Source organism: Pandoraea sputorum, from assembly GCF_000814845.2.
In the GTDB taxonomy this organism is placed as follows: domain Bacteria; phylum Pseudomonadota; class Gammaproteobacteria; order Burkholderiales; family Burkholderiaceae; genus Pandoraea; species Pandoraea sputorum.
Genome location: NZ_CP010431.2, coordinates 2,713,739 through 2,739,539, shown reverse-complemented (window position 1 = coordinate 2,739,539; position 25,801 = coordinate 2,713,739). Strand labels below are relative to the sequence as shown.

At 61.5% G+C, this 25,801-nt stretch carries 27 protein-coding genes; 9 read left to right on the top strand and 18 right to left on the bottom strand.

Annotation, left to right across the window (positions count from 1 at the left end; genetic code table 11):
• Nucleotides 1-25: 25 nt before the first annotated feature.
• Nucleotides 26-550, bottom strand: a complete 525-nt coding sequence (locus tag NA29_RS12120) for a phosphoribosyltransferase (RefSeq protein WP_371328965.1) — start codon at nucleotides 548-550, stop codon at nucleotides 26-28.
• 491 nt (nucleotides 551-1,041) lie between these two features.
• Between NA29_RS12120 and NA29_RS12115 the strand changes: the two genes are divergently transcribed.
• Nucleotides 1,042-1,395, top strand: a complete 354-nt coding sequence (locus NA29_RS12115; RefSeq protein ID WP_039398454.1) for a hypothetical protein — start codon at nucleotides 1,042-1,044, stop codon at nucleotides 1,393-1,395.
• A gap of 17 nt (nucleotides 1,396-1,412) precedes the next feature.
• Nucleotides 1,413-2,042 (top strand): rhomboid family intramembrane serine protease, encoded by a 630-nt coding sequence (locus tag NA29_RS12110; protein WP_039398453.1) that lies wholly within the window; start codon nucleotides 1,413-1,415, stop codon nucleotides 2,040-2,042.
• A gap of 41 nt (nucleotides 2,043-2,083) precedes the next feature.
• Here NA29_RS12110 and NA29_RS12105 read toward each other — a convergent pair whose 3' ends face one another.
• From NA29_RS12105 to NA29_RS12085, 5 genes are all read right to left on the bottom strand, one after another.
• Nucleotides 2,084-2,737 (bottom strand): nitroreductase family protein, encoded by a 654-nt coding sequence (locus tag NA29_RS12105; RefSeq protein WP_039398452.1) that lies wholly within the window; start codon nucleotides 2,735-2,737, stop codon nucleotides 2,084-2,086.
• Nucleotides 2,738-2,789: 52 nt separating this feature from the next.
• Complete coding sequence (locus tag NA29_RS12100; RefSeq protein WP_224786782.1) at nucleotides 2,790-3,410, bottom strand: BCAM0308 family protein; 621 nt, start codon at nucleotides 3,408-3,410, stop codon at nucleotides 2,790-2,792.
• Nucleotides 3,411-3,498: 88 nt separating this feature from the next.
• Nucleotides 3,499-4,767 (bottom strand): putative glycoside hydrolase, encoded by a 1,269-nt coding sequence (locus NA29_RS12095; protein ID WP_039398451.1) that lies wholly within the window; start codon nucleotides 4,765-4,767, stop codon nucleotides 3,499-3,501.
• On the bottom strand, nucleotides 4,760-5,524 hold the full coding sequence (locus NA29_RS12090) for a polysaccharide deacetylase family protein (RefSeq protein WP_039398450.1): 765 nt from the start codon (nucleotides 5,522-5,524) through the stop codon (nucleotides 4,760-4,762). Before NA29_RS12090 ends, NA29_RS12095 begins: the two co-directional genes overlap by 8 nt.
• A gap of 238 nt (nucleotides 5,525-5,762) precedes the next feature.
• Nucleotides 5,763-6,191 carry an Hsp20/alpha crystallin family protein gene (locus tag NA29_RS12085; RefSeq protein WP_039398449.1) on the bottom strand — a complete coding sequence of 143 codons (429 nt, stop codon included), beginning with the start codon at nucleotides 6,189-6,191 and terminating at the stop codon, nucleotides 5,763-5,765.
• A gap of 465 nt (nucleotides 6,192-6,656) precedes the next feature.
• Here NA29_RS12085 and NA29_RS12080 point away from each other — a divergent pair, with 465 nt between their 5' ends.
• Both NA29_RS12080 and NA29_RS12075 read left to right on the top strand, forming a co-directional pair.
• Nucleotides 6,657-7,235 (top strand): TetR/AcrR family transcriptional regulator, encoded by a 579-nt coding sequence (locus tag NA29_RS12080; protein ID WP_039398448.1) that lies wholly within the window; start codon nucleotides 6,657-6,659, stop codon nucleotides 7,233-7,235.
• Between the two features lie 23 nt (nucleotides 7,236-7,258).
• Nucleotides 7,259-7,738, top strand: coding sequence for a nuclear transport factor 2 family protein (locus tag NA29_RS12075; RefSeq protein ID WP_039398447.1), 480 nt, complete (start codon nucleotides 7,259-7,261; stop codon nucleotides 7,736-7,738).
• A 76-nt stretch (nucleotides 7,739-7,814) separates the two neighbouring features.
• Here NA29_RS12075 and NA29_RS12070 read toward each other — a convergent pair whose 3' ends face one another.
• Together NA29_RS12070 and NA29_RS12065 are read right to left on the bottom strand one after the other, a co-directional pair.
• Complete coding sequence (locus tag NA29_RS12070) at nucleotides 7,815-8,354, bottom strand: cytochrome b (RefSeq protein WP_039398445.1); 540 nt, start codon at nucleotides 8,352-8,354, stop codon at nucleotides 7,815-7,817.
• Between the two features lie 166 nt (nucleotides 8,355-8,520).
• Nucleotides 8,521-9,774: an MgtC/SapB family protein gene (locus NA29_RS12065; protein WP_039398443.1), complete on the bottom strand. Its 1,254-nt coding sequence runs from the start codon at nucleotides 9,772-9,774 to the stop codon at nucleotides 8,521-8,523.
• Between the two features lie 178 nt (nucleotides 9,775-9,952).
• Here NA29_RS12065 and NA29_RS12060 point away from each other — a divergent pair, with 178 nt between their 5' ends.
• The gene (locus tag NA29_RS12060) at nucleotides 9,953-10,912 is read left to right on the top strand and encodes a universal stress protein (RefSeq protein ID WP_167370895.1); all 960 of its coding nucleotides are present in this window, start codon (nucleotides 9,953-9,955) and stop codon (nucleotides 10,910-10,912) included.
• A 39-nt stretch (nucleotides 10,913-10,951) separates the two neighbouring features.
• On the opposite strand, the gene NA29_RS12055 is transcribed toward NA29_RS12060, so the two are convergent.
• The 3 genes from NA29_RS12055 to NA29_RS12045 are packed head-to-tail and all read right to left on the bottom strand — an operon-like array spanning nucleotide 10,952 to nucleotide 12,645.
• The gene (locus tag NA29_RS12055; protein WP_039398439.1) at nucleotides 10,952-11,413 is read right to left on the bottom strand and encodes a universal stress protein; all 462 of its coding nucleotides are present in this window, start codon (nucleotides 11,411-11,413) and stop codon (nucleotides 10,952-10,954) included.
• Nucleotides 11,414-11,459: 46 nt separating this feature from the next.
• Nucleotides 11,460-11,933, bottom strand: coding sequence for a pyridoxamine 5'-phosphate oxidase family protein (locus NA29_RS12050; protein ID WP_039398437.1), 474 nt, complete (start codon nucleotides 11,931-11,933; stop codon nucleotides 11,460-11,462).
• 58 nt (nucleotides 11,934-11,991) lie between these two features.
• Entirely contained in the window at nucleotides 11,992-12,645 is a 654-nt protein-coding gene (locus NA29_RS12045) for a BON domain-containing protein (protein ID WP_039398435.1), read from the bottom strand.
• 234 nt (nucleotides 12,646-12,879) lie between these two features.
• Here NA29_RS12045 and NA29_RS12040 point away from each other — a divergent pair, with 234 nt between their 5' ends.
• Nucleotides 12,880-13,707, top strand: a complete 828-nt coding sequence (locus tag NA29_RS12040; RefSeq protein WP_084103688.1) for a universal stress protein — start codon at nucleotides 12,880-12,882, stop codon at nucleotides 13,705-13,707.
• Nucleotides 13,708-13,757: 50 nt separating this feature from the next.
• Here the strand turns inward: NA29_RS12040 and NA29_RS12035 are convergent, their stop codons facing one another.
• The 3 genes from NA29_RS12035 to NA29_RS12025 all read right to left on the bottom strand — a co-directional run bounded on the left by NA29_RS12035 (nucleotide 13,758) and on the right by NA29_RS12025 (nucleotide 16,754).
• The gene (locus NA29_RS12035; protein WP_052252870.1) at nucleotides 13,758-15,065 is read right to left on the bottom strand and encodes an NRAMP family divalent metal transporter; all 1,308 of its coding nucleotides are present in this window, start codon (nucleotides 15,063-15,065) and stop codon (nucleotides 13,758-13,760) included.
• A gap of 65 nt (nucleotides 15,066-15,130) precedes the next feature.
• Nucleotides 15,131-16,171 carry an Acg family FMN-binding oxidoreductase gene (locus tag NA29_RS12030; RefSeq protein WP_039398431.1) on the bottom strand — a complete coding sequence of 347 codons (1,041 nt, stop codon included), beginning with the start codon at nucleotides 16,169-16,171 and terminating at the stop codon, nucleotides 15,131-15,133.
• Between the two features lie 67 nt (nucleotides 16,172-16,238).
• Nucleotides 16,239-16,754 carry a hypothetical protein gene (locus tag NA29_RS12025; protein ID WP_039398428.1) on the bottom strand — a complete coding sequence of 172 codons (516 nt, stop codon included), beginning with the start codon at nucleotides 16,752-16,754 and terminating at the stop codon, nucleotides 16,239-16,241.
• Between the two features lie 582 nt (nucleotides 16,755-17,336).
• On the opposite strand from NA29_RS12025, the gene NA29_RS12020 reads away from it, so the two are divergent.
• Nucleotides 17,337-18,875 (top strand): thymidine phosphorylase family protein, encoded by a 1,539-nt coding sequence (locus NA29_RS12020; RefSeq protein ID WP_052252869.1) that lies wholly within the window; start codon nucleotides 17,337-17,339, stop codon nucleotides 18,873-18,875.
• On the top strand, nucleotides 18,875-19,783 hold the full coding sequence (locus tag NA29_RS12015; RefSeq protein ID WP_039398427.1) for a ribose-phosphate diphosphokinase: 909 nt from the start codon (nucleotides 18,875-18,877) through the stop codon (nucleotides 19,781-19,783). The genes NA29_RS12020 and NA29_RS12015 overlap by 1 nt, the downstream gene beginning before the upstream one ends.
• Nucleotides 19,784-19,833: 50 nt before the next feature.
• Here NA29_RS12015 and NA29_RS12010 read toward each other — a convergent pair whose 3' ends face one another.
• Nucleotides 19,834-20,877, bottom strand: coding sequence for a zinc-dependent alcohol dehydrogenase family protein (locus tag NA29_RS12010; RefSeq protein WP_039398425.1), 1,044 nt, complete (start codon nucleotides 20,875-20,877; stop codon nucleotides 19,834-19,836).
• 24 nt (nucleotides 20,878-20,901) lie between these two features.
• Nucleotides 20,902-21,840 carry a universal stress protein gene (locus tag NA29_RS12005; RefSeq protein WP_157744775.1) on the bottom strand — a complete coding sequence of 313 codons (939 nt, stop codon included), beginning with the start codon at nucleotides 21,838-21,840 and terminating at the stop codon, nucleotides 20,902-20,904.
• A 176-nt stretch (nucleotides 21,841-22,016) separates the two neighbouring features.
• Here NA29_RS12005 and NA29_RS12000 point away from each other — a divergent pair, with 176 nt between their 5' ends.
• Nucleotides 22,017-23,945 (top strand): PAS domain-containing sensor histidine kinase, encoded by a 1,929-nt coding sequence (locus NA29_RS12000; RefSeq protein ID WP_167370894.1) that lies wholly within the window; start codon nucleotides 22,017-22,019, stop codon nucleotides 23,943-23,945.
• Nucleotides 23,946-23,972: 27 nt separating this feature from the next.
• Here NA29_RS12000 and NA29_RS11995 read toward each other — a convergent pair whose 3' ends face one another.
• Together NA29_RS11995 and NA29_RS11990 are read right to left on the bottom strand one after the other, a co-directional pair.
• Nucleotides 23,973-24,968: a zinc-dependent alcohol dehydrogenase family protein gene (locus NA29_RS11995; protein WP_039403212.1), complete on the bottom strand. Its 996-nt coding sequence runs from the start codon at nucleotides 24,966-24,968 to the stop codon at nucleotides 23,973-23,975.
• A gap of 28 nt (nucleotides 24,969-24,996) precedes the next feature.
• Complete coding sequence (locus NA29_RS11990) at nucleotides 24,997-25,785, bottom strand: helix-turn-helix domain-containing protein (RefSeq protein ID WP_084103682.1); 789 nt, start codon at nucleotides 25,783-25,785, stop codon at nucleotides 24,997-24,999.
• Nucleotides 25,786-25,801 lie beyond the last annotated feature (16 nt).

Here is a 25,801-nt window from a genome sequence, read left to right as displayed (position 1 = left end):
GCGCCTTGCAGATTAGGGAATCGGGTCAAGTCATCTTCAGGCATGTCAACACCTCATCGTCACTTACCTGAGCAAAGTCCTCATAGAACTCTCCCACTGCGGCAAAGTCATCCGGCGTGGCGAGGCTCACCACTTCGTCGGCATACGTGGCAAGCGCGCGAAGCGCGTCTGACGGCGCCACCGGCACCGCACAGATGAGACGAGCCGGTGCGTATTGCCGCACAGCCTGCAACGCAGCGATCATGGAGGATCCCGTGGCGACCCCGTCATCGACGACAATCGCAATGCGTCCCCGCGGGCTGATGCTCTTCCGGCCCGGCGTAAGACTGGCGCGTCTGCGCTTCAACGTTTCCAGTTGCGCGAGCCTCTCTTGCTGCAAATAGGTGCTCTTGAGGTTTCCCATTCGGGCGTAAGGTGTCAGAAACGTCTCGCCGGATTCGTCTACGGCGCCAATCGCAAGCTCGGCATTTCCGGGAGCCCTCAGTTTGCGCACCAGTACAAGATCGAGATCGCCGCCCAGCGCGGTGGCAACGGCGCTTGCGACGGGCACGCCCCCTCGCGGCACGCCTAATATCAACGGATGTTTGCCCGCGTAACGACCCAACGCCCGACCCAACTGACGTCCGGCGTCTTGTCTGTTGGAAAACGGACGCATCGATCTGCTCCTCAAACCTGACTACGCCTTTGTGCACCGTCCTCCGTGGCCGAAGCGAGCCGCCTGCGCGACTCACTGTGGGTGCCCAAAAAACGGCGAGCGTCACAGTACGATCCGCGACCGTTTCAGCTTGGCACGTTGTCTGCGGGGAGCCTTGTCGCAAATCAATGTTGCTCAACGCTCACGGCCTGTCACCCCACCCCACCCCAACGCGAACGCGCAATGTCGGCGTAAGGAGAAACCCTGCGCATCGGCCCCGTGCGCATGCGGTTTTGACATGCGTCATGGCGATCGCCATGAACGGGCCTATACATTTGAGATAGCCGATGGCGAGATGTACGGCACCGCAAACGCGCACATCACTCAAATGACTTACCGGAGATTCCATGTCTTCCCTTCACCAGCGATACAAAGGCTTCGAGATCGAGGCACAGGCAAAACTTGTCGGTCCGGGGGGCTTTTCTGTTCCAAGCAATGAGCGGCGCTATGTGCCCATCGCTGTCTTGCGTGGTGTTAGCGTCGGGGACACCGACGATCCGGGGGAACGCAATGAAGCCGTTGCATCGGAAGGCGTCGTCATTCATATTCGGCTGAGCAATTGTCTGGATACGGACCCGTATCGCGCCATTCAGGTCGCTGTCGCGCATGCGCACCGGGTGATCGATGCGATGGCGGGGACCGACTTCGACATTGCACTCATGGCACCGATCCCCATCCCGTTGCCCCGGGTGCTTCATTGAAGAAAGCGAAAATCGCCATGACCCAACTCATTGTCCTTATCAACGTCGTGGCGTTTTTGATTCAGCTGGCCGTGGGCGACACCGCCATCGATGTGCTCGCGCTTTGGCCCCTGTCGTCCGCAGCCTCGGACATGGCGCACACCCCTGGCACGCTTTATCCCGTCGCACCTTTTCACGTCTGGCAACTGCTGACCTACAGTCTGCTTCATTCGGGATGGGTACATCTCGCCTTCAACATGTGGGGGCTTTATCTCTTTGGCAGAGATATCGAAGACGAGATCGGCGCAATGCGCTTGCTCGCGCTTTACGTCGGCAGCGCATTCAGCGCAGGGCTGACACAACTGCTGGTCACGTCTGTGCTCCTTCCCTCGCCGTATCCGACCGTGGGAGCCTCCGGCGGGGTATTTGGCCTGCTCTTCGCATTTGCCGTCCTGTTCCCGCGCCGGACGGTCATTCTGCTTATTCCGCCCATCCCTCTTCCAGCCTGGCTGTTCGCTACGCTCTACGGTATTGCGGAGTTGGCGCTAGGCGTTTCCGGGACGCTCAACGGAATCGCGCATTTCGCCCATGTGGGGGGAATGCTGGGAAGCGCACTCCTGATGCTGTACTGGCGGCAGCACAACCGCCAGCAGCATGCTGGCGGGTAAATTCGAGCGTTCACCACGCTGCGTCCTCGCTTCGCCGCTCTTCAGAGCGTCACCGCTGCGTGTCCGATCGTCTGTGCGAGTACGGGGACTTCGTTTTCGTTCAGCGACATGGCGTCGGCGAGCAGACGATGGTTCAGCCAGCCGCGAACTACGCACGCCAGTCCCGAGGCGGCGCAGTATAGCGAAACGTTCTGCGAGATTGCACCGATGGCAACCCCCGCAAACGAGTCCCGCTGCACGGCAGGAAACTGATCTGCGCGTTCATGGCTCACCACATAAACGAGATCCAGCGGCGCGTTGCTGACGAAGTCCTGATACCCGGTCAGGTTTCGGGCATCCACCGCATGCTTGAGCCGCAGCTCGTGCGAAATGGGGTCGTACCGGTACACTCCTTCGGGCAACGCAGCGTAAATATCGATCTCGTGAACACCCTGCGCGGAGGGTGCCGTGCGTCCACCGGTGTCCGCGCGGTTAATGCCATTGGCGGCCCACAAAAGGTCGCCGAGTTGCTGGGCGGACAACGAAGCCGGTGAATATTCCCGCGTGCTTCTGCGCCGGGCAAGCGCAATCATCAGAGAGGCCCCGGCGCTCAGGTCCGGCGAGGGAAGATCGATGATGTCCGGGGAGCCGGTCGCAGCCGGACGCACAGGCGCCTCGGGGACGATTTCGTAAGGAGAATGTTGAAGGTCGTTCATGGTCTGAATTCTCAGTGAATGACGTCTAATCTTGTGCGCGGGTGCTTGCGGTTCAGGGACGATGCCACCGCACGCGCAACTCGGATTGGCCGTGCCCGTAGTCGAATTGGAGCTTTCCGCCGTAGGCTCGATGAATCGCGGTACCGATATCGCGTGCCGCATGCACGCCGGTCGTGGTAATGACGGTCCCGGTCTCATCCGAGGCGACATTCATGACGCGATCCATCGCATGCTCTCGTTGCAAGCGTTGTACCCGATGCTGGACAAGTCCGAGAATCTCGGCCCGATGCTTTGCCTCGAAATCACCTTCCAGGCAGAGGCGCGCGGCGGGCATGTTGTCTGCGATGCGATGACACGCGGAACAGGTCACCGATGCCGCCCCAGGCGGTATTGCACGCCATTGCCAGCGCCCTCGCAGATAGACGGCATGGCAGCCCGGGCAAACAGCAAGGGCGGGTGCTAAGTCGGGTTGCTTGTAGCTGTCCGGAATATCCGCTTCCGGAAAGCGATCCCACCTCACAGGTCGAACCATTGCCGACCGGGCTCTGACTTTCATCATGCAGCTCCTGAAAATAGCGGATACGCGTTTGCGCACAACCGACCGTCGCCCCGGTGCGTGAAAGCGTCGTTGCTGCAACTCAGATGGAACGATCGACACGTTAACGGTAGTCATTCGGGACGCCCGCGCTTTGGCCTGAATCAAATTCTGTGCGCGCCACGTGTCGTTCTACCGAAAATGAACGAGTGGCATTTGCGGAGCACTACCGCGGCAACGTGGCGGGATCGTATTGATTTCTGGGATTCCACAGCATCCAGCCGTCGGTTTGCTCCGACTCGGCCGCCCTGATCTGTGCCTGGATTTCCGCCGCACCGAACGTTCGATGATCGAAGGCGTAATCTCGAAATGCCTGCAACCATGGCCGGAATCTGACGCCCGGCAATCCAGAGCGCCGAATGGCTTCGCCCAGCGAGCGCTCGACGATCTCACCGGCATGTTCAGTCGGCTTGCGGCACCCGGGAAGTCCCCACGCGAACCCTGAGGGGTAAAGCATGGGGGAGATGTAATCCACGCGGGCACCGAACGTCTCGATCCGTTGCCCGATTTCGGTATCGTTCAGGTTCCAGCACACGTAGCCGAAGATATCGGCGGAGGTGTAAACGTTGTAGCGCACCAGGCGCTCGCGCGCGGCGTCGAGAAAGCCGGTGATGGCCGCCACCCGATTGGCCTCTGTGTTGGGCTCATGAAATTGCAGACCTGACGTATCCGGAAATCGCAGATAGTCGAACTGGATCTCGTCGAATCCCATACGCGCCGCTTCTTCCGCAAGATCAAGGTTGTGGGACCAGACGAGCGGCAATGTCGGATCGAGCCATCGCAACTGCTCCCGGTCTCGCCACACGTCGCCCCTGGCATCGCGCACGGCCCACTCCGGATGCGCCTGCGCCAAAGGGTCGTCTTTGAAAACGACGATTCGCGCAATGAGATAGAGGCCGCGCGCATGCAGGGACTTGATCAATCCCGGGAGGTCCGCGACGCGCGGCGCGCCCTTCACAACATGCGCCTGAGCGCCGATGCGCTCTCGCGCTGGGCTCCGGTATGGCGTCACGCCGCGATCGCCCTTCATATCGATCACGAGGGCGTTGATGACCGTGGTGTTCGTGAGAGCCACGGCGCTGGCAAGCAGCGATCGGCTCGCGACGCCGTAAGCAGACAGATAAACGGCCTTAGGGCGCAGCCTCGGCATTGAAACGATAGTGCCTTCCCCCGCCTGCGCCATGGGGATCGCGACCCTTGCAAATCCCGGGGCCTTAATCTGCAGCGTTGTGACAGACGGATCCGCTTCGGGGATCGTGAACGATCCGTCTTCTGCGCTCACCTGCACGTGCGCGCCCGCGACAACGGTTGCACCCGGTATGGGACGCCGCGACGTTGCGTCGACGACTGTGCCCGATATACCGTTCGCGGCGAGCGGAACCAGTGCCAGCAGGCACAGCACTATCGCGCCGGTGCACTTCAATCGATTAATCATGGCGTGTCTGCGCTTGCGTGAGCATGCGTCGCAGGCAAACCGCACCGCACTCTTGCGTCATCAAGTATCGCGGGATAGCCATCGGATCGGAATGAGGAGTGACGGGCTTCGCATCAATGGAGAATGCGTATCGATAGCCCTCCTCGCGTGCGATCGCTTCGAGCTGTGGGTCATAGATTCCGAATGGCCACGCCAGCCACTGAACGGGTTTGCCCATTGCCGTTTCGAGAGATGCCCGGGAACGCCGGAATTGATCGCGTACGAAGCGCTCATAGTCGGCAGGCGTGCGCCGGGCGCGCTCCGTTTTGAAGTTGGGGTGCCAATAGGTGTGGGATCCGACTCCGACGTGTATCGATCTCGTCAGTTCGCGAACCTGATTCCAGGTCATCGCATACGACGCGTTCGAGATCGCGCTGGGATAGAGGAAGAGCGTGACGGGCGTTGACCTGGCTTTGAGCATGGGCCACGCAATCTCGAAGACCGATCGGTGGCCGTCGTCCAGCGTCAGCGCGAGGGCGCGCGGCGGTAACGTGTCCTGAGACCCGGCGAGCCACGCAAGCACATCTGCCATCGGCACGATCCGGTAACCGTTCGCAGTGAAGAATTCGAGCTGAGAGCAAAACGTCTCCAGGCTCACTGTAGTCGAGCCCACATCGTGCGCCGATTTGCCCTCCGAAAAGCGGTGGTAAACGAGGATAAGCACGTCATGCTGTGCCGGCCCGGCGTCCGCCTGCGCAGGCACGCTCAACAGCAGCATTGCCGCTGCCAACGAGACGGTAAGCCGACGGATGTTTCGGCGCGGCCATGCGGCGATCACTTGTCCCATTTCGGTACCCGGGCCCCTATTCTCGTTCATGATCGTTTTTGTCACGGAGCGCCGTCGATGGGATGGCACTAGCCTGCGGAGGCAGTCGGATAAGTTGGCACGCCTTGCCGGAGAGGGCCTGCGAGCCCCGCTCCGGCCTCGAGGCGAAAGACGGCTGACGCCGCGTGCTTCACTGGATCGTCAGTTCGCGCCGGCTCGCATCGGCGCGTTTCGGCAAGACCAGTTCGAGCACGCCGTCGCGGTAATTCGCTTGTGCCTTGTCTTTGTCGACGCTTTGCGACAATGAAAAGCTGCGATACATATCGCCTTCATAGCGCTCGCGATGCACGAAGTTGCCGTTGTCCGTTTTTTCCGTCGAGTCGCTGATGTGGGCGCTGATGGAAACCTGATTTCCATCCAGTGTCACTTTGATGTCCTCCTTGCTCACGCCAGGCATGTCGGCGCGAACGGTGAACTTCGTATCGTCTTCCTCGACATCGAGTTTGATCTGCATGCGCTTGCTGCTTTCCAGCGCGAGCGGGCGCCAGAAGGCGTTGCGGATAAAGCTTTCGAAAGGCTCTTCGATATTCAATGGATCGAATCGAGTAAGGTTGGCCATGGCTGACTCCAAAAGTTGATAACGTGGTGATGTACTCCGTATCCCCGGCACATACCGTATCTACTGTATAAGGGCGCCCCACGCCGTCATTGACCGAAGTCAAGCCGGGGTGTCGATTCAGGCTGCCGCGCCTGCGGAAGCAAACTTATGACACGCGATCGTTCAGGCGACTCGTCCGGCAGGATTTCAGCGAACTCATACCTTGAAGTCGCCTTAATTTCGGGCCAGCCCAGCGCCAGAATCGGTCAGCGAGCCGTGAAACGGCGCATCACCGACGGTGGGTCGACCTCTCGTCTGAGATCGAAACGATCTGATTCGCCCTCACAAGCCATCAGCAGAAACGCGATTTCTTAACGTCTTCACAGATATCCACTTCGAGACATTCGACGCGCTCCCTGAAATCTCATTGACTCCGGAGAATGATCGTTCTACACTGCAGAGAACGATCATTCTCCGCATCTCCCAATGGCCCTCTCTTCTCAACTCGCCGATCTCTCTGCACCTCAACTCGCGCTGCTCGATACCACCGAGCGACTCGTCTACGCAGGGGGTATTCACGCCACTGGCGTCGATGCCATCGTCAAGGAGTCGGGCGTGGTCCGCAAAACGCTTTATCGTCACTATCCGACGAAGGAAGCGTTGGTGGAAGCTGCGCTCCTGCGGCGCGACGAGCGTTGGATGCAATGGTTCGTCGCTGCGACATCGAAAAGCGACGATCCTCTCGATCGCCTGCAATCGTGCTTCGACGCCCTGCGTACTTGGTTTGCCTCCGACGGCTTTCACGGTTGTGCGTTCCTGAACGCGGCCGGTGAGATTGGCGATCCGGCCAGCAGTATTCGGTCGGTATCGAAACTCCATAAACAACGGCTTCTCGATTACCTGAGCGAACTCACTACCGCGAGCGGATTGCCCCAGCCGGATGCGCTCGCCGAAGAGCTGTTGATCCTGATTGACGGCGCGATCTCGGTCGCGCTCGTTTTCGGCGGAACCGAAGCCGCCGACACTGCCGCGCGTGTAGCGCGTCGACTTCTTGCCGTGTCTTAACCCAACCCGTGAGGTAATCCAACGTGTCATCCACCAACGACAGCCGTCCGCCGCTTCCGCCGTTCACGCGTGAGACCGCGATTCAGAAAATCCGCCTTGCCGAGGACGGATGGAATAGCCGAGATGCCGCCAAGGTCGCGCTCGCGTATACCGTCGATACGAAATGGCGCAACCGCGCCGAATTCGTGAACAACCGTGCCGAAGCGCAGGCATTCCTCGAGCGCAAGTGGGCCAAGGAACTCGACTATCGTCTGATCAAGGAACTGTGGGCATTTGCCGATAACCGTATCGCGGTGCGCTATGCCTACGAATGGCGAGATGATTCCGGCAACTGGTTCCGCTCGTACGGTAACGAGAACTGGGAGTTCGGCCCGGATGGGCTTATGTCGAATCGCTACTCGTGTATTAACGATCTGCCGATCAAGGAATCGGAGCGCAAGTTCCACTGGCCGCTTGGGCGTCGGCCGGACGATCATCCGGGGCTGTCCGATCTCGGACTCTGATTGCAAGTTCGACCCGCAACCGAGCACGCCGCACTGGCGGCGTGCTCGGTTGGCAGCGCCCCGCATCAAGTCTGCGTCATGTTCTCGACAGGGGAAGCATCTTGTGCAACGTCCCGTCCCGAAGCACCCAGTGATGGTAAAGCGCAGCACAAACGTGCAGCGCTACAGCGCCCAACAGCCCATAGGCCAGCAGCGAATGCACGTCGCCCATTGCGTGACCGAACGATGACCCCTGCGCCGATAAAGCAGGCAACGGAATCACGCCAAGGAACTTGACCCCGTAGCCTCTTGCCGACGCATTGATCCAGCCCAGCACGGGCATGATCACCAAAAGTGCGTAAAGCCCCTTGTGTGCAATTGCGGCGAACGCATGCATAAGCGACTTCTGTCCGCTTTCCGGCTTGATCCGCCAACGCGCCCACAGCATCCGTATTGCCGTAAGCCCGAGAATCGTTGCGCCTAACGAGAGATGCCACGCGACGAGACCGATGGCCGGCGTTTGCTTCGTGATATCCGGCATCGCCCAGGCGACACCAAATTGAACCGCTAAAAGTGCGGCAGTGATCCAGTGCAAGTACCGGGACGCCGCATCGTAACGCGTAATGCTTTGTTTCATCTGAACCTCTCATCCATCGGTTGGAAACTACATTTGGCCTGCACGGTTGCACAATGCCACGGCCCATGACGGCTAATTCTGAGGCACGACACTTAGCGAAGACTTAGCAAGCCCCCCATTTAATCTGACGGGGCACCAGCACTGCTTACGTCTGTCCGGCGAATGCCTAGGCCCCGCCGGTGGAAGACAAAAGGTCGGCAAGCCAGATGGCGGCGACGACAAAGATAAGGCCGGGCACCACCGTCTTTGCGAACCGCGGGCCACCCGAAATCGCCGCGACGACGCCTTTGGCCAATGCGTTCGTCGACACGCCGGCAAGAATGGGGAGCGCCGCGCTCGGCATGCTCAACTGCCCCTGCTCAACAAGCGAGGTGACGCTGGCGGCCACCGAGTGCGCATCGGCCAATCCTCCGGTCATCGCCACGACCAGTAAACCGGCGCGCCCATACCATTGCGAAAGTGCCCCCGATGCGAGCATGACCAGCGAGACGCTGAGCGTCAGTATCAATGCCGACTTCAGATCGATACCCGTATCGATAACGGGCATGTCCGCCCCGTTCTGACGGCTTGCGCGCCACAGTGCCCATAGGGCATAGGCCAGCGCGCTCAGCGCACCGGCGCCAAGCGGGAACGCCAGTTGGATCAGCACCCCGGGATGGATCGTGCCGATCACAATTCCCAGCTGTATCATCGTCGCAATGGTCGATAACACTGCACCGGCTGCGGCCGTCGGAAGCCGTTCGGGATTTCGTTTTGCCAGGGCCCCCATGGCACTGATCGTCGCAATGCTCGACGCAAAACCCGACACGAAGCCCGTGACAGGCAGCCCTGCCCGCGGCCCGAGCACGCGCTGCGCGATATGTCCGATGAGTGCGACCAGTAGCATGACCACCGTGAACCGCCAGATCGTGTAGGGGTTCAGAGCGTGAAACCCGTCGATTGGCCGGTCGGGAAGGACGGGAAGAATGATGAGTGCGGCGACGGCGAGCAATAGCGCGTCCTGCAATTCGCGCTCGGTGATGGCGCCTGTCACAAAGCGATGGAGGCGAAAGCGGACCTGTAGCACGTATGCCACGGCCACACCGAGCGCGACGCTCAGACCCGGTGCGCGTTGCGCCAGTGCGCCGAGCGTCAGGGTAAGGAGCAGCGCGACTTCGGTCGTCAATCCGGGGTCGTCGTGCGGCCGCAAGTAGGCCACGGCCAGAAGTGTGCTGAGACCGACAGCCATCGCGACGACAAACCAGACACCCCCTGCCGACATGGTGACGGTGCCGAGCATGGCGGTCAGGGCGAACGTCCGGATACCCGCCGCACCACGCTCTCGTGTCGTGCCTTTGCGTCGTTCCCGTTCGGCACCGATCAGCAAACCGATCGCCAGTGCCGCCGCAAACGGCAACAGGTCATTCATGGGTCCGGTCATGACGAAATTCGGCACGGTTGCCACCGTCGTAGCGAGAATGCCTCCAGCTTAGTGGGTGCATGGCATCGGTGCCTACGCAATGAACCAACATTGATCGAGCGCAATCGCACTGACCGCTCGCGTGCCTATGCTGGTATCGACACCTCACTTCGGCGCGGCATCTGCCGTGATATCCACCATGTCTCCCAACTCGCCATTGCTGTCGCCTCAGACCGCACATCGCCCCTTCAAGCGAATTCTCATCGCTGTCGACCCTGGCGGTGCCTCGAACAGGGCCGTCAGCTACGCAGCGCACCTTTGCTCGGCACAGACGCAGGTGCTGGTAATGGGAATCTTCGAGGACCCCAAGGCCTACCTCCTGCCCCACTCCGCCACGCCCGCCGACGTTCGCGAGGCGTTCGAGGAACTGAAAAACGATGAGCTGGCGTCGCTCGAAACGGCACGTTCAACGCTGCGAAGCAGCGGTGCGCAAGTCCATCTGCGCTTGCTCGGCCCGGCGCTCGGAAACGTCGAGATAGCCACACAATTGGCGCGCGCTGCCCGGGACTGGGACGCCGATCTGATCGTCGTCGGGGCCGAGCGCACTGCTGGCGTGATTTCCCTGCTGGCGACCAAGGTGTCCGCAGAATTGGCCGAGCACACGCACCGCGCCATTCTTGTGGTGCCAGGCGATGCGGACGAATCGACGCTGCACCCAGCGAAGCGCCTCTTGTTTGCTGTAGACGGCAGCGACGCTTCGCTACACGCGGTGCGTGTGGGCTTGCGGCTTGCCCCGCCACATGCCCGGCTTCTGGCGTTGTTCGTCGAAGACCGGGGTATCGACCTGGCTCAACTGCGTCAGTTTCTCATCTCCCCAACGCTCGAAACCCGGACGGCCGATCACGCGTTGGCGAAAGCGCAGGCAGTGATGGCCGAAGGTAACCCCGGTATGACGATCGAGCGTCTGGTCTCGCACACTCGTCTGACCGAGGACGTGGCGTGCGCCATCAAACGGGAGGCGCGTAGTTGGAAGGCCGATGTCGTAGTCGTAGGGGCAGAGGACCGCAACGGTATGTTCTCGTGGTTCCGGGGACACGAGAACGAGCGCGTGGCGCGAGAAATCGATCGCCCGCTTCTCGTAGTCAATGTGGCGCAATAGCGCGTATTGAACCGCTCCCCCGCGAGATCGCCGGGAAGATCACTGAGCGGTCGACTTTACGACGAGCACCGGGATCTCGGCGCGTGATACGAGACGGCTCGCTTCGCTCCCGAGCGCCAGACGAGACAGCCCCCGACGGCCATGTGAGCCGGAGATGACAAGATCCGATCCGGCACGCAGCGCCTCGGCGAGCACACGGTCGGCCACGTGCATGTGACTGTCGACGAGCGGCAGCGTGATGAAGTCGGTCGCTACCCCTTCGCGCGATAGCACATTCAGTGCCGCCTCCCGCACGGCCATCGTTTCCGCACCGACCGAGTCTCTGACGTCGGAAATCGATGGCAAGGCCGCAGCCATCAGGGGGAAGTACAGCGCGGGATCGACTTCGACGTAAGCGACACGCAGGCTGGCGCCCAACGCGCGCGCGAGGCGTGCGGCATGAGTAAGCGCGATCTCCGACGAAGCGCTGCCGTCGAAAGCCATCAGAATGTTTCGATACATGTGGCACCTCTGGTTTTTGAGACGACGTATGCAGCCCCGGACGACGTCATTCAAATTTGCGTTTCGAAGCAATCGAGACGATATCGGCGTGACCGAAGCCACGGCTATAGTCGAGCACTTTCATTGCCCAGGATTCGAGCTTCACGATCGTGGTTCGACTCGATCCGTGCTCGGGGACTCGCGTCCACGCATCGGGAAAGCGGGCGTCGAGCAAACGGATGGCGAGGGAGCGCTCAGCGGATTCATCGGGCAGGATTTCCGCATAGGCATGCCCGGAGATCGCCTTGATCTCCGGCCATCCTGCGTAGGGTGTGAAAAGGCAGTAGGACACTTGCGCGTTATGCCCGATGTTGGCAATCTTGCGGCTGTCCCGTGCCGTCGCAAAGTAGATATTGAGCCCTTGATGGACGAAACATACGATGTCGGATTGCGAATTGCCGTCCTGCATCAACGTGGCAAGCGACAACTCCCGGCAGCCGTCCAGAATCGCCATCACGACCGTCTCAAGCTTCGGATTCATTGACCGTCTCCCGTTATGTCGCGACACACGTCGCAACGCGGTGGCACCTACTCTCCCGTCACTCCACTTGCAGCCGGTCTACGACCGCGCTAACGCCGTGAGTGCTCATGGCCGCGCCCCGGATCGCTTCCTTCTCCGCGAGCGAGTGCACCGTCCCCGTGAGCAGGACTTCGCCGTTGCCGAGCAGCGAAATCTCAAGGTGGCTAGCTTCCCGTTGCGCCTGGCGCGAAAGCGCTGCAGCGATGTGCCCGACGATCTCGCGTCGATGGGGACTTCCTTCGACCCTGATGTCGTTGATGACGCCTTTGACACCGCGCAACGCACGTACGGCGTTCTCCGCCTGCAAGCGCTGCGTGTACATCGGCGCAGCGCCCTCCAGCGTGACCCAGCCATTCTCGACCTTGACGTGCATCCCCTCAGGCGGTAGGCCCGCGTGCCATTTGAGAATGGCGAGCGCTGCGCGCGCGATGTCGGCGTCGGTCTGACGGTCATGGTTCGCCGGTTTGACTTCCAGCGACACCACGATCGCGCGTGCGCCGGCGACCTTGCTCGCTACGCGTTCTGCCTCACACTTTTCGAGAAAGCTGCCGACGTCGCCGGAAAGGGTGACGATGCCGTCCCTGACTTCCACGCCGATGTCGTTCGCGTGGATGTTCGTGTCGCGTGCAAGTTCGTCCATAACGTCGCGCTGCAATTGAATGTCGGTCTTCATCGAATGTCTCCGGGGAGATGCGTTGAACCGTTGAGTCCGTTCTGTGGTTGAACTTTAGGGCGCGGGATCGCGTTGCGCCGATCTGGCTTGCTGCGGCTTGACGCACGTCAACGGGAGGCATCGGCAGACACCGCGAATCGTGCTCACGCGGCTATAAATAGGCAGACAGTGACGATTCGACGTCACGGCCAACCCTCGGGTGAACAGGAAGACACCCATCTCAGGAGCGATCAAATGAGCCTACGGAAAATCTGCGTTCACGTGGACGACACCGCGACGGGGGCGGCGCGGCTGCGCTTTAGCGCCGAGTTGGCGCGACAACACGAGGCCCGTCTCTCGGGCATCTATTTACCTCACCGTCCGGGGGCGGTTCATTCCGGACAGCTTCAGTCGTCGGGCGAGCATTTTCAGACCGAGGCGCATTCGCGTACGGCACTCCAGGCGGCTGAGCATCTCTTCTCGAAGTTGTGCGCCGAGGCGGATATCGTTGGCGATTGGCGCACGCCCTACGGTGCAGCGCCGACGCTCCTCGCGAATGCCGCGCGTGCCACCGACCTTTGCATCGTCGGTCAACCGGATGCGCCGGGCGGAGTCGCTGCGTTAGGTCTCGATGGGCTGGGCGACGTCATTCGGTGGGCCGGTGTTCCCGTCATGGGCGTCCCGCACAACGTGACGCTGCCTCGCGAAATCCGCCGCATTGTCGTAGCGTGGAATGGCTCGCGCGAGGCTCGGCGTGCGATCGGCGACGCCTGGCAGTTGCTCGGACGCGCCCAGGACATTCAGATCGTCAGCATCGACCGCGCGCCGGGCGAGGACGATCCCTCGCTTCACGACATCGTGCGATTGATGGAGGCGCACGGCTTGCGCGCTACGCCAGTGTCGATCAGGGAAGACACCGAAGCCAGCGACGGCGTACAACTGCTGTCGGTCGCAGAAGCCTATCAGGCCGATCTGATCGTCATGGGTGCCTACGGACATGGACCGACACGGGAGCTCGTATTCGGAGGCGCCACCCGCACGCTGCTCAAGCACATGTCCACACCGGTATTGTTGTCTCACTGACGCGACGGCGCCCTGTGCGGCACATTGAAGCAACGGGGTGGCGGCGTCTCTCAATCAGGCCATAGCATGACGAGCGCCGCTGCCCCCATCACCCCTGTCGCGATCCACCCCAACGCCAGGATCGGCCAACGGGCCGTAAACTGGCCCATCACCGAACGACTCGCGGCAAGCACAAGCACGATCACCATCAGCGGGACGGCCACGACGCCGTTGATCACCGCGCTCCAGAAGAGCGCTCTCATCGGGCTTATCGTCGTGAACTGCATGCCGGTCGCGACCAGAATGCTCAGTGCGATGATGCCGTAGAAGCCCTTGGCACCGGTGAGCTTGCGCTCGAGCCCCTCCTCCCAATGCAGTGACTCGGCCAGCGCGTAAGCGCCCGACGCCGCAAGCACCGGCACGCCGATCAACCCGACGCTCACGATGCCGATGCTGAACAGCACGTACGCCATATCCCCTGCCAGCGGGCGCAGTGCGCTGGCCGCCTGTGCTGCGGTGTCGATGCGCGTCACGCCTGCGGCGTGCAAGGTGAGCGCAGTCGCGAGGATCACGAAATAGGCCGTCAGATCCGAGTAAAACATCCCGCTCCAGGTATCCCATCCGATCCGGCGCAATTCGGGTCCGGCGGCGGTCGCGTCGTCCACCAGCGGCTGCGCAGCCCGATTGCGCGCCATGTCTTCGACCTCTTCCGAGGCTTGCCAAAAGAAGAGGTACGGACTGATGGTGGTGCCGAACACAGCGACGACCACCGCCGCTGCGGACGCGTCGAGCTTCAGTTCGGGAAGAAACGTTCTCAGCGCCACGGTATGCCACGGCACATGCACTGTGAACAGCACGGCGGCATAGGCGAGCAAAGACATCGTCAGCCATTTGAGGAAGACGACATACCGGTGATATGGCACGAATATCTGCAACGACAACGTGCCGAGCGCAAAACCGACCGTCATCCAGTGCCGCTCGACACCGACGATCAACTCTGCGACCTCCCCCATAGCGGCGAGGTCTGCTGCAATATTGAGTGTATTGGCCACGAGCAGCAGCGCGACAGTCCCGCGAAGCACCGACGGCGGAAATCTCGTGCCGATATTGGCCGCCAGGCCCTTGCCGGTGACGCGACCGATACGGGCACAAATGAGCTGCATCGCCGCCATGAGCGGAAAAGCCAGCGGCATGGTCCACAGCATATTCAGGCCGAACTGCGCGCCCGCCTGCGAATAGGTGACGACACCGCTCGGGTCGTCGTCCGCAACGCCGGTGATCATGCCCGGTCCGATGCGTGCAAGCGGATTCTCGCGGATAAGCCTGCGCAGCGTCGCGACGCGCGTCCGTGAGCGTTCGTTAGCCAGATCCGATGTCATTGCTGATCCCGCTTGCGTGACCCGCTCGGCAAAGACATCGGGCCGGAACGGATGACCGACACAGGTCAGGAGACGACCGACGCCAGGCTGCGGCGCGGCGTGTGCGCTTGCGAGGCGCCATACCCCACGCGCAACAGCAATTGCGGATGATCCGAAGCGCCTGCACCGACATCGGCGCGCAACGCATCGACTTCGATCGGCTGGTTGAGAAACGAAGCGTACAGCCCGTTGTCCGTCAGTGTGAGCAGAACGCGCTGCATGGCCTGCCCCGCCATGATCCAGTTTTCCGGATTGTCGGCGGGGGTGCTTAGGCACACCAGTAGCGGCGATCCCTGGACGATGCGCCGGTGGCTTGCGGCAATGCCGCCGCCGATATCGAACGTTCTGACAACGGACGCAAGGACCGGCGACGCGAAGTCGAGAAGATGGCTTTCTGTCGACGAGTAGCTGGCCATGCCGTCGTCACGGCGCGACGCGCTGACCCACAACGCAAGTTCTCTGCGAAAGCGAGCATCGCCAAGTTGCGCCCGATCCGCCCGATCGATCAGTTCTGCCAGACGCAGGCGGTCGCTTTCGTCAACGACAGGCGTTAGTCGAGCCCCCTCGGCCTCAGCACTTTTGCACAGCTGATCGATCACGACTTGGGGCACCGGCGCTGCGTCAAATAGCTGGCGATTCGTTACTCTGCGCAAGATCGAGGTGAAGTGCCTTGCAATGACAGGGTCGACGAAACCTTCGTCCAGAAGCTGAACACTGGCGATGACATCGGGCTCGGCAGACGCGGGCAAAATCCGGATTGCGTAGGCACAACCGAAATGACTGAGCGCGACGCGTAGATTGAACAAGGCCGCGCCGCAACTGATCGCCAGTTCGCGGTCGTAAGTGTCGCTGACGGGAAGTCCTCGAGATCGATCCGCGCACAGCAGCACGCTATCGTCACTATCGTCGCCCAGGACGAAGCGCCACGGCTGCGTGTTGTGAGTCGAGGGGGCAAGAATCGCGTATTGCAGACAGAACCGGAGCTTTTCGCGCGCAGAAGCCGATGTTGGGAACGTCTGCTCGTCAACGCACCACGCGTGAAGCCGGTCGTCGTAGGTTTGGGTCACGATAGTCTCCTCGGATAATCCGGTCCGTCTGGCCGTTGTCATTCATGATCGACGCTGCGCCCGGACCTCACTGTTTTTCGCTGGCCGTGCCGACGAGTGTCGTTTGGAGCGAGGCCAGGCGCTGCGCCAGCGTTCGCCCGGTTTCTCCTGACAGGGTGTTGACGGCGTCCATCGCGGATCGCGTCAAATCGCCCCACGCTTCCCATGCACTCGAGCCGCGATTCGACGAGGCGTCGAGCGTATCCGAGAAAATGTGCTGCCACGCCTTTTCGGCGCACTGGTACTGCTCCGCCCATGCGGCAGGTCCACGCGCTCCCATCTGCAACCACCCCTGCCAGATCAGATGCTGGACCGCCAACTGGCGGTTGATGAACGCGAGTTGGCTGGTGAAGACGGCATTAAAGCTTGGCGCATTGGCCAGTTCGGCACCAAACGCATCGTCCGCTTCAAGCAACCCGTCATCCGCCTGTAGTTGCACCTGTCGCAGGCATTTGAGATTGGCGAGCCAGTGGCGATGTGCGTCAAGCGCTGCGAGCATCGGCGCTTTGTAAATGTGCAGCGGCGGATTCTGTTCGGTAGGCATTGTCGGAGCTCCTTGAACCAATTGCGTGCCCGCGGTGGGTCGGTATCGACCCGGGCCTCACGCGCAGGCGTGATGAGGCATGCTGACTTGAACCATAATCGCGCGCTGCAATTGCGCCTTGCGCCACGTCAATGTCAATGCGCGCGTGCGCTACCGTCGCGCAAAAAAATGCCCGCCGAAGCGGGCGTAATCCCAACTTGCTTGCGCCCTGAACGGGGCCGTATACGGGCGCAAGTGCCACTGACTCGGCAACATCGGGTGATTCGAACATCGGTCGACTGGCACCGACAACGCTCTTACCTTAGCGCCGATCGGCGGGCATACGGTTGACATATCTCAATGTCTTTGCACCCTCGGAAAGCCTGGCGGCTGTGACGCCCGGCCGCTTGACCCGCGTCAACGTCATGACAACCAATCGCTACCTTCTACGGGATTCCGACTAGGCTTTGAGGCACCAGCATGTCGGTCCGTGTGAGCGTGATTCCCGCCATGCCCCCGCGTCCCATTCTGCAAGGAAGGTGCCCCGTGCCGGAGAACGTCCAACGCGCTTGCCCGATTGCGGTTCCCGATCCTGAGGCCGGGATGGCGGACCGCCAAACGAAGACCGATTCCGCCGTACCGCCCTGCGGGCGGTGCTTACGTGCGCGCCATGTCAGCGTCGACACCCTTCGTGAGGCCGTTGCATATCTGCGCCACGACAGCCAGGTCTGCCGTTCCGAAGGCTTTGCCGCGCAGACGCGTTTGCAGCTCGACTATGGTGAGACGACCATCGCGGCCACGTTGCAAACGGTCACGGGCGATTGGCTGGAACTCGACGAGATCGGCTTGAGCGAGGCGGCACTGCAAGCACTGGATGTTGCCGAAGGCGATTGGGTGAGGGTTCATCACATGCCACCGCTGGAATCCTTTCGCCATGTTCGTGGGCGCATGTACGGCGAACCCTTCACATACGACGCATTAAGCGAAGTGATCGGCGATATCGCTGCGGGACGCTATTCGCCCATTCATATATCGTCATTCCTGAGCGCGTGCACGGGCGACCGTCTTTCCGACGACGAAATCATCTCACTCACGCAGGTCATGGTTGCAACGGGAAAGACGCTGACATGGGCTGCCGACAAGGTCATGGACAAGCACAGCGTTGGTGGACTGCCCGGTAATCGGACTACACCTATCGTCGTGGCGATCGTAACGGCGCAGGGCCTGGTCATGCCGAAAACGTCTTCGCGTGCGATTACCTCTCCCGCAGGCACCGCCGACACCATGGCAACGTTAGCCCCCGTCGATCTCGGTGCGGACGAAATGCGCCGTGTCGTCGAGGATGTCGGGGGATGCGTCGTTTTTGGTGGCGCGGCGGATCTGAGTCCGGCCGACGACATTTTGATACAGGTGGAGCGCCCCCTGGAACTGGACAGCGAGGCGCAGATGATCGCCTCGATTCTGTCGAAGAAGCTTGCCGTCGGCGCGACGCACGTCCTGATCGATATTCCGGTCGGCCCTACCACAAAGATTCGCTCGGACTACGCCAGCACGCGCTTTTCGGAACGACTGCGTACCATCGCACGCGCGCTTGGACTGGAGGTCGTCACGTACGTCTGCCAGGGCAAAGAGCCGGTTGGGCGAGGTATCGGGCCCAGTCTCGAAGCCCGCGACATACTGGCGGTGCTGCAGAATCGCGCCCGGGCACCGATGGATCTGATGACCAAGAGCGTAGAGATTGCAGGACGGATCCTGGAAGCCGGCGGCAAGGCGTTGCCGGGCGAAGGGGCACAGATGGCGCGCCGAGTGTTGATCAGCGGGCTCGCATGGCAACAGTTTCAGCGCATCTGTGAAGCTCAGGGCGGCATGCTGGAGCCTGTCGTAGGCCGTCATAGCAAGCCGATAACGGCTCGCCACGCTGGTGTTGTCACCACCGTAGACAATCGGCAACTGTCGCGCGTCGCGAAGCTTGCCGGTGCTCCCCTCGCGAAGCGTGCCGGGGTGGTGTTTGAATCGCCCATCGGCACGGTAGTCGGCGCGGGGCAGCCGCTTTTTACCATCTATGCGGAGAGTCCCGGTGAACTCGAATATGCATTCGAGTATGCAAACCGCTTTCCGGACATTGTCTGTGTGAGGGCCTGATGAAAGACGTCGCCATTTACGCTATGCCCGGAAACGAATCGTTTGCCCGGGTGCTCGCCGGACTCGTCGAATGTCCCTTGCAACGCTTGCTGATCCATCGATTTCCGGATGGCGAGCAACTTGTCACGCTTGACGGGCCGCTGAGCGGAAAGTCGATCGTTATCGTCTGCTCGTTGAAACGGCCTGACGCGAAACTGCTGCCGCTCCTCTTTGCCGCAGACACGGCGCGAGACCTTGGCGCGCGTGAGGTGATCCTGATCGCGCCATACCTGTGCTACTTGCGTCAGGATGCGCGTTTTCGACCGGGGGAATCGGTATCGGCTAACAGCTTCGGCCGGTTGCTCAGTAGCTGGTTCGATGGTCTGATCGCGGTTGAACCGCATTTGCACCGCCTGCCATCGCTTTGCGCCGTCTATACGATTCCGCTGCGCTCTGCCCACAGCGCGACCGCGACGGCCGCGTGGATCGCCGCGAACGTTACCGATCCGCTCATTGTCGGCCCGGATACGGAAAGCGCCGCGTGGGTAGCGCAGATCGCGGGGCGAATCGGCGCGCCGTCGGTCGTGGCCCACAAGACCCGACAGGGCGATCGGCAGGTTAGCCTTGAACTACATGTGCCAGCCGCGTATGCGCATCGCCAGCCGGTGATCGTGGACGACATTCTCGCGAGCGGGCAAACGATGCTCGCCGCGATTGGCGCGTTGGTCAAAGCGGGCTTCGGAAGTCCCGTGTGTATCGCGGTGCACGGGCTGTTCGACGGGATCGGGGTAGACGAACTGATCGCCGCAGGTGCCGGATCGGTCGTGACCTGTAATACCGTGCCCCACGCGTCGAACGCCATCGATGTGACACCGGCCGTGCGTGAGGCGCTTGGTGACTTGCTTGACGAACTGGCCAGCCGCCGGTGAATTTCTTCGCCGACGGCGCACTACGCGGGCGCCTAAGGGCAAGTCGGGCGCTACGCCTTCGGTGTGATGATCACTTTCAACGCATGCGTGTTCGCCGCGTCACCGAAGGTTCGATAGGCCTCGAGAATATCGGCGAGCGAAAAGTGGTGCGTGATCAGGACACCCGGCGCGAGCCGCCCTGACTCGACGGTTTTGAGCAACATGGGCGTTGCGGCGGTGTCGACCAGCCGGGTTGTGATGCTGATATTCCTGTCCCATAGGGATTCGAGATGCAGGTCTACCTTCCGACCGTGGACACCGACGTTCGCAATCGTGCCCCCGGCAGCCACAATCGCTTCGCAGAGTTCGAATGTCGCAGGCACGCCGACCGCCTCGATGGCCGTGTCGACCCCCTGCCCGCCTGTCAGGCTGTTGACGAAAGCGGCGGCGTCCTCCTTTTCCGGAGACACGATGGCCGTCGCACCGAGCCTTAAGGCCACTTCCAGCCGTGCGATATCCGGATCGATAACGATCACCTGAGCCGGGCTGAAGAACTGCGCCGTGAGCAATGCCGCCAGCCCGATCGGCCCCGCCCCGACGATGGCAACGCTGCTGCCCGGCTGAACCTTGCCGTTCAGAACGCCGCACTCGAAGCCGGTCGGCAGGATGTCGCTCAGCATGACCAGCGTGTCGTCGTCTACGCTGGCGGGCACGTGGTAGAGGCTGGTGTCCGCATAAGGCGCGCGGACGTATTCGGCTTGTGTTCCGTCAATACGATTGCCGAGAATCCACCCGCCCACGGCGCAATGGGAATACATGCCCTTGCGGCACGCGGGACACTTTCCGCAGGATGAAATGCACGAGATCAGCACCCGGTCTCCGGCCTTAAAGGATGTGACCGCCCCACCGGTTTGCACCACTTCCCCAACGCCCTCATGCCCAAGAATGCGGCCCGGTGTCACGGTGGGAACGTCCCCCTTCAGGATGTGAAGATCCGTACCGCAAATCGTCGTCTTGCGAATCCTCACAATGGCATCGGTGGGCGCCAGGATTTCGGGGGTCGGCCGGTCTTCCAGCGTGATCTGCTTCGGACCGTGGAATACAAGGGCTTTCATGGCGTTACTCCGCATTGCTGAGGTTCAGTGCGACATCAGCACAGGAACCGTCATGGATTCGAGCATGGTGCGGGTCACGCCACCCAGCACCCACTCCTGCATGCGCGAATGCCCATACCCGCCCATGACGATGAGGTCGGCGTTCAGGTCGGCAGCGCGCGAGAGTAACGCCTCGCCAATCGCGACATCGTTTGTCCTACACTCCGGTGTCACAGTGACGTTGACACCATGCCGCGCGAAATACATGGCGATGTCCATGCCGGGTATGGGGCCCAGATCGTCCGGACGAGCAACCCGGCTCACATGCATCACGTCGACCGCTTTCGCCGAGCGCAGAAACGGCATGGCATCGGCGGCGGCACGCGCGGCTTCGCGGCCGCCATCCCACGCGACAAGAATGTGATTGAACGCCGTGGGCAGCTTTCCCGCATACGGGAGAATCAATACCGGTCGCCCGCCTCCGAGCACGACCGACGCGACAAATCCGATCGTCGGTGAGGACTCGGGGTCGGAACGATCCTCTTGTCCAACGATCACGAGATCCGCATACCGGGCGTGGGTCCGCATTTCGGAGCTTTCTTCATAGCGCGGCGTAATCCATTCCGGGCTGACGTCCTGCCGTCGACACACTTCCGAGAACATCTGTTCTGCCTGAGCGAGGCGTTTGGGGTCGCTCTCGGGCGCAGGCGGCGGCGGAAGTCCGGTGCCGCCCATGGCCGTCACATCGGGAAAGCCCGGAGGATGAAACGGCAGGTAGATGCCCGTCAGATGGGCAGGGAATCGATAGGCGAAGTCAGCCGCCAGTTCAACCCGGGCGCGGCACCGATCGCTATTGTCGACATGTACGAGTAACGTGCGGAAAGTCATGGCCATGCTCCTGAGACGTGATGTCATCTCTGAACAGTAGTGCAGAGCGTCGGGGTGCCTTTGATAAGCGTCAAGGCCACCATCGGTCGGTCCCATATCCCTGCCAGCGGCCGTAGACATTGCGGATTGATGCGTATGGGAAACGCAGGAGAACGGTGATACAACTAGCCTACCTACCGCACGAAAACGCTTGAATCACTCTTGAATCGGGGCGATCGATGGACAGAACGCTTCGCAGTACGCAATTCGCTTCACGCCGCAGGGCGGACGCTGTGATCATCGCCATGCTCTGTGTGATGTGTGTGGTTGTTGCGCTGGCCAACTGGCTCGCCGTTCGGACAGCGCTTCAGAACAATGTCGATGCGCGTTTTGCCTTGCGCACAAGCGCGGCAACCGACAAGCTTTCGATAGCACTGACCGCTTACCGGGACGCCTTGCATGGCGCGTCCGACCTCACTGCGGCTACGCCTCAGTCCGACGACACCCGCTGGATGGACTACATCAAAGGGATGAAGCTATCCGAACGTTTGCCGGGGTTAATAAGTTTCGGCAAGTGCGAACGCTCCGGTGAGGAAATCGTTAGAACGTCCGGCTACTCACCTAGCGGGGAACCGGTGCTCGGCACCCGCGCCCGCGTTCGCCTTCCCGCCGGCCCTGACGTTCGGGAACGCCTGTTCGCCGGTGCCACGGTGTCCGGTACTCCGCCATCACTTATCTTTATGACGAGCAAGGATTTGTCTGCGGACTGTACTTACGCCATCGCCAATGTCGATACGCTGGTTCATGCGGCGATCGGACCGCTGCTTCATGACCTGACATTGACGATTGCCGTGAACGGCGACAAGGGGCCTGCGCAACAGATCTTCGACAGCCTCTCGCCTCGCGCGCCGGCAGAGCCTCGACCGCCGGTCGATTATCGGACGGTCGCACACGTTACCTACGCGGACCGGCCAGCGCTGGAACTGGCCTACACGGCCTCGGGCGAGTTTGCTGCATTGCGCGGCGCAGGCGTCGCCAATTGGGCGCTTGCTTCCGGCATTTTGATGAGCATTATCACGATACTTGCCTGGGTCGTGGCCCTGCTCTCCCGTCGGCACGCCATGTCCGTCAACGAACGGGAAGCGATCGGCAAGCAACGCTCCGAAAGCCGACTCTTTAGCGTCATTCAGTCGGTTCGCGAGGCGATCATCACCATCGACGCCCAGCAGCGAATCCAGATATTCAACCCGACCGCCGAGAGTATTTTCAAGTGCAGCGCCATGGAGGTGATCGGGGAGCCGATTGGACGTTTCATCCCCGAACGATTCCGCGACGCCCACCTTCAGCACATCGAACGCTTCGGGGCGACCGGAGTGTCGGAGCGATTGATGGGGCGCGGTCGTCCACTCTGGGGCTTGCGGGCGGACGGTGAGGAGTTTCCGATGGAGGCATCCATTTCACAGAGTGCTGACGCCAGCGGCAAATTCTTTACGGTCGTGTTGCGAGACGTCACTGAGCAACGTCAATTGGCGAGCGCCCTGCAAACATCCCGCCACGAACTCGAGAAACTCAATGCACGACTTCAGGAGGTTCGCGAAGACGAAAAGTCCCGTATCGCACGAGAACTTCATGACGATCTCGGTCAACGTCTCACCGCATTGAAAATGGACGCGGCGATGCTCAGACAAGCGCTGGACGGGCAGCCTGCTATGTCGGCGGACGTCAAGCGCATCGAACAATCGATCGACGGCATGGTCGGCGCAGTTCGCCAGATGGCAGCCGATCTGCGTCCACCGATGCTCGACGATCTGGGCCTCGGTCCGGCAATCGAATGGTACGCGCAGGAGTTTTCACGTCGCTATGGCGTGGCCGTCGATGTGACGGGCACACACGGGTTACCTGCTGTCGCGCCGGCAGTGGCGACGACTTTGTTCCGTATCGTGCAGGAGGCCCTGAACAACGTTGCCAAGCACGCGCATGCCACCGCGATCACGGTCGAATTGTCCTGCGACCGAGAGTGCAGACTTCGTATTTCCGACAATGGGCGAGGATTGCCGCCGACGCGTCCGAAACCGGATGCCCTGGGGCTCATCAGCATGCGGGAGCGGGCCCGCCTGCTCGGCGGGACGCTGGAAGTCCGCAGCCCGTTGGAGGGCGGCACCATGGTGACCACCGTCATCCCGATGGAACCCACCGCGTCGACGCCGCCCTCAGCGCTTTGACTCAGCGCATTGAGCGCGGGCGGATATCTACGCAGCAGGCCGCACTTGAAGCACAGCAGCCCCCGAAATGGCACCGCGGCGCAGGTCGTCAAGTGCTGCGTTGGCCTTTTCGAGCGGGTATGTTGTCGTGGCCACTTTCAGCGCGATGCTCTCGGCCAGGGCGAGAAAGGCCAGACCGTCCGCTCGCGTCAGATTCGCGACGGAGCGCACCTGACGCTCGCCCCATAACAGTCGGTAGGCAAACCTTGGGATGTCGCTCATGTGAATGCCTGCGCAAACGACGACCCCTCCCCTGTCTACGGCCGCGAGCGCCTGAGGCACCAGCGAGCCGACCGGCGCGAAGATGATGGCGGCGTCCAGCGGCACGGGCGGATCCGCGTCGCTCGGGCCAACCCAACTGGCGCCGTGCGACAAGGCGAACGCCGCGCCTTCGTTGTCGCCGGGCCGGGTGAAGGCATACACTTCGCGTGCCTGAGCGCTCGCAATCTGCGCAATGAGATGCGCCGCAGCACCGAATCCGTAGATCCCCAGACGCCGTGCGTCGCCGGTCATGCTCAGGGACCGGTAGCCGATGAGACCGGCGCACAGCAGCGGCGCGGCGGTCGCGTCATCGTAGGCATCGGGGAGCTTGAACGTGAACTGAGCTTCGGCGACGACATACTCGGCATAACCACCGTTGAGCGTATAGCCGGTAAATCGCGCTGCTTCGCAGAGATTCTCCTTGTGGTTCAGGCAAAAGCGGCAACATCCACAGGTCGATCCCAGCCATGGCACGCCGACACGGTCGCCGATTTGCAGGTCCCGGACGTTCGGCCCTGTAGCGGTGACAATCCCCACAATTTCGTGACCGGGAATGATGCCATCCGGAACACCCGGCAATTCGTCGTCCACGACATGCAGGTCGGTGCGGCAAACACCACAGACGCTCACACGAATCAGCACCTGCGTAGGCGTTGGGGTCGGCACGGGAATATCAACGAGTCTGAGCGTGCCGTCAGCCTTGGATAGTTGCATCGCTCGCATGCCATCGTGCTCCGTGAACGTGGCGCGATTACTGAACGGCATTCGCCATTTGAGCCAGTCGCTGCGTATCGAGCAGCGTGATTTCGCGTTGGCGTACCCGCAACGCTTCCTGTGCCTGGAGGCGGGAAAACATGCGACTGACGGTTTCAAGTTGCAAACCAAGAAAGCTGCCGATTTCCTCGCGCGTCATGCGAAGCAGGAATGCGTTGGGCGAGTATCCCCGGGCGGCCAGCCGCGACGATACGTCCAGCAAAAAGCTCGCCAGTCGGGCCTCCCCGCGAGCGGTTCCCAGTCGAAGCAACTGTTGTTGTTCGCGCACGATGCCCGCGGCGATCAGTCGGTGAAGCTGGTGCTGCACGACCGGCACCTTCGCGGCAACGGCCTCCAATTCTGCGAACTGGATTGCGCAGACCTGACTGTCTTCGAGAGCGACGGCTTCGGAGACATATCGACCGCTGGCAATGCCTCCCAGACCCAGCAACTCTCCGCCAAGCAGATAGCCGGTGACTTGCTCGCGTCCGTCTGGGTGTGTCAACACCGTCTTGAACGAACCCGCACGTACGGCATAGATGTACTCAAGCGCGTCCCCCGGGCGGAACAGCACTTCGCCGCGCCGAACTGTGCGCCGAACACGTGTCACGCCGTCCAGACGGCGAATCGACTCATCATTGAGTCCTTCGGCCAGACAGAACTGGCGCAGCAGGCAAGTGCTACATCTTGGGCTTGCGGATTCGACGACGTCGAAGGCGCGGTGAACCCTCACGTGTTGAGGGGCTTCGACGGGGACGGTGTCCAGTTGGCGGGAAATGGCATGCATGGCAAACTCCGGCAAT

Bases quoted from the DNA above. Each gene is read 5' to 3' on its own strand.
- NA29_RS12095 (WP_039398451.1), bottom strand. From the start codon at position 4,767: ATGATTAATCGATTGAAGTGCACCGGCGCGATAGTGCTGTGCCTGCTG.
- NA29_RS12025 (WP_039398428.1), bottom strand. From the start codon at position 16,754: ATGCCTACCGAACAGAATCCGCCGCTGCACATTTACAAAGCGCCGATG.
- NA29_RS12105 (WP_039398452.1), bottom strand. From the start codon at position 2,737: ATGAACGACCTTCAACATTCTCCTTACGAAATCGTCCCCGAGGCGCCT.
- NA29_RS12100 (WP_224786782.1), bottom strand. From the start codon at position 3,410: ATGACTACCGTTAACGTGTCGATCGTTCCATCTGAGTTGCAGCAACGA.
- NA29_RS12045 (WP_039398435.1), bottom strand. From the start codon at position 12,645: ATGAAGACCGACATTCAATTGCAGCGCGACGTTATGGACGAACTTGCA.
- NA29_RS12005 (WP_157744775.1), bottom strand. From the start codon at position 21,840: ATGGGACCGACCGATGGTGGCCTTGACGCTTATCAAAGGCACCCCGAC.
- NA29_RS12060 (WP_167370895.1), top strand. From the start codon at position 9,953: ATGTCTCCCAACTCGCCATTGCTGTCGCCTCAGACCGCACATCGCCCC.
- NA29_RS12055 (WP_039398439.1), bottom strand. From the start codon at position 11,413: ATGTATCGAAACATTCTGATGGCTTTCGACGGCAGCGCTTCGTCGGAG.
- NA29_RS12050 (WP_039398437.1), bottom strand. From the start codon at position 11,933: ATGAATCCGAAGCTTGAGACGGTCGTGATGGCGATTCTGGACGGCTGC.
- NA29_RS12035 (WP_052252870.1), bottom strand. From the start codon at position 15,065: ATGACATCGGATCTGGCTAACGAACGCTCACGGACGCGCGTCGCGACG.
- NA29_RS12090 (WP_039398450.1), bottom strand. From the start codon at position 5,524: ATGCTGCTGTTGAGCGTGCCTGCGCAGGCGGACGCCGGGCCGGCACAG.
- NA29_RS12065 (WP_039398443.1), bottom strand. From the start codon at position 9,774: ATGACCGGACCCATGAATGACCTGTTGCCGTTTGCGGCGGCACTGGCG.
- NA29_RS12085 (WP_039398449.1), bottom strand. From the start codon at position 6,191: ATGGCCAACCTTACTCGATTCGATCCATTGAATATCGAAGAGCCTTTC.
- NA29_RS12015 (WP_039398427.1), top strand. From the start codon at position 18,875: ATGAAAGACGTCGCCATTTACGCTATGCCCGGAAACGAATCGTTTGCC.
- NA29_RS12040 (WP_084103688.1), top strand. From the start codon at position 12,880: ATGAGCCTACGGAAAATCTGCGTTCACGTGGACGACACCGCGACGGGG.
- NA29_RS12070 (WP_039398445.1), bottom strand. From the start codon at position 8,354: ATGAAACAAAGCATTACGCGTTACGATGCGGCGTCCCGGTACTTGCAC.
- NA29_RS12020 (WP_052252869.1), top strand. From the start codon at position 17,337: ATGGCGGACCGCCAAACGAAGACCGATTCCGCCGTACCGCCCTGCGGG.
- NA29_RS11990 (WP_084103682.1), bottom strand. From the start codon at position 25,785: ATGCATGCCATTTCCCGCCAACTGGACACCGTCCCCGTCGAAGCCCCT.
- NA29_RS12115 (WP_039398454.1), top strand. From the start codon at position 1,042: ATGTCTTCCCTTCACCAGCGATACAAAGGCTTCGAGATCGAGGCACAG.
- NA29_RS12010 (WP_039398425.1), bottom strand. From the start codon at position 20,877: ATGAAAGCCCTTGTATTCCACGGTCCGAAGCAGATCACGCTGGAAGAC.
- NA29_RS12110 (WP_039398453.1), top strand. From the start codon at position 1,413: ATGACCCAACTCATTGTCCTTATCAACGTCGTGGCGTTTTTGATTCAG.
- NA29_RS11995 (WP_039403212.1), bottom strand. From the start codon at position 24,968: ATGCGAGCGATGCAACTATCCAAGGCTGACGGCACGCTCAGACTCGTT.
- NA29_RS12080 (WP_039398448.1), top strand. From the start codon at position 6,657: ATGGCCCTCTCTTCTCAACTCGCCGATCTCTCTGCACCTCAACTCGCG.